Genomic DNA, 1,624 nt, shown 5'->3' on the forward strand with positions numbered 1-1,624 from the left:
CAACGGGGTATCAATCTTGCAACGCTGCAGAGCAGCGGGGTATTTGACCCTCGCGTCATTCGCCAACTGGCCGTGCAGGCACGGCCGCTTGGCTCATTGCTCGCGGGAATAAAACAGAAAAGCTGTTGAGAGGTGCCAAGATGAACAAAAAAGTAAAAAGCGATGCAGTGGATTTCCTGTTCGATGCCATCCTCTGTCTGGAGAGCAGGGAAGAATGCTACAGCTTCTTCGAGGATCTGTGTACGGTCAATGAGCTGATTTCCATCTCCCAGCGGCTCCAGGTGGCCGCCATGCTCAAGAACCACTGCACTTATCTGGAAATCGCCGAAAAGACAGGCGCCTCCACCGCCACCATCAGCCGCGTGAACCGGTCGCTGCACTATGGAAATGACGGCTACGACACGGTATTCGGCCGGATGCGCGGGAAAGAGGGCTCCTCCGAAGCCCCTTCCCCATGATATAGGCAATGCCTCAGGCAACAGCCGGGCCACACCGGCTTCCCCGGGGCGCCCCCTACATAGCTTCCTCCTGAAAAAAGCAGACATGTCGCCCTTGGACATCCCTGCTTTTTCTTATACTACATAACGCCAGAATTTACCGTACTGCACTGGTTAAACGTATATGGCTGGCGTTATGTAGTCGGGTTACTCGGAAATTTTAACTGTTAGGCAGTATAAATTACTCCGTCTCCGATTGCCTTTCCTATGTAGCCAGGCTGTGCTATGACTGGTCGCTCTCCCCCGCGGAAGCTGACTCTGCGTCCTTGAGCGCGTCCGAGATGGCCGACTTTGCCTCCTTCTGCATCTCCTTCACCGCTCTGCGGTTGGGCTTGGGCCGTTTGCTGGTGTCCTGGTTCATATTGCAGCTTCCCTGGAAGATTGCCTGCTCGTCTATCACAAGGCCGTTGGTGGTGATGTCCCCGATGACCCTGGCCGTTGACGTCAGCTCTACCTTCTCGGGCACGTTCAGATTGCCGTACACCTCGCCGCCGATGATGACCTTCTTTGAATTGATGTCGCCGTTGATACATCCGGATGCCCCTACTATCACGGTATCCGTCACTGTCACTCCGCCGTTCACCGTACCGTCGATGCGGATGGAGCCCTCTGCCTTGAAATCGCCGTCGCACTCCGCATTCATTCCGATGATGGTGCTAATCTGTGTCTCGTTCTTCCTCATTTTTACACCCCTTTCGCGCTTTGGCGCGTATACCAATCAAGTTTGGAAGCGCATCCCTTTCAAACCTGCGCCCCCACGCCCGCATCGGCGGGCACCGTTTCAATATTCCTGGCAATGTGTCAGCCGCTGATTGCCATTACCTCCGTGGGACTGATATACACACTGTCCCGCGTCACCTGATATCCCAGCTTGCCGTCATCGTCAGCAATCACGAACAGGGTGGCCCCCTGCGTGACCTTCTCGCCCTGCCTTACCTTGACCTCGCCCGTGCTCCGGTAGATTGTGGTATAACCGTTCCCATGATCCACCCAGACATTGTTCCCGTACTCCGGATCCTCATTGACCACGATGACGGAACCGCTGGCCGCAGCCACTACCATAGAGCCCTTGGAAGCCGTGAAGATACAGATTGGATTGCCGTTCTCCTCCGCCGTCTCCTCCATGC

Annotated in this window: 3 protein-coding genes; 1 reads left to right on the forward strand and 2 read right to left on the reverse strand. The window is 55.6% G+C overall.

The window, feature by feature from the left end:
• Positions 1-140 precede the first annotated feature (140 nt).
• Positions 141-458, forward strand: coding sequence for a YerC/YecD family TrpR-related protein (locus tag Q2B33_RS22585; protein ID WP_296477577.1), 318 nt, complete (start codon positions 141-143; stop codon positions 456-458).
• A gap of 262 nt (positions 459-720) precedes the next feature.
• Here Q2B33_RS22585 and Q2B33_RS22590 read toward each other — a convergent pair whose 3' ends face one another.
• Both Q2B33_RS22590 and Q2B33_RS22595 read right to left on the reverse strand, forming a co-directional pair.
• Positions 721-1,179: a polymer-forming cytoskeletal protein gene (locus Q2B33_RS22590; protein ID WP_300568980.1), complete on the reverse strand. Its 459-nt coding sequence runs from the start codon at positions 1,177-1,179 to the stop codon at positions 721-723.
• A 119-nt stretch (positions 1,180-1,298) separates the two neighbouring features.
• Positions 1,299-1,559 (reverse strand): M23 family metallopeptidase, encoded by a 261-nt coding sequence (locus Q2B33_RS22595; RefSeq protein WP_300914269.1) that lies wholly within the window; start codon positions 1,557-1,559, stop codon positions 1,299-1,301.
• Positions 1,560-1,624 lie beyond the last annotated feature (65 nt).

Origin of the sequence: uncultured Acetatifactor sp. (assembly GCF_948601915.1) — a bacterium.
Lineage (GTDB): Bacteria > Bacillota > Clostridia > Lachnospirales > Lachnospiraceae > Acetatifactor.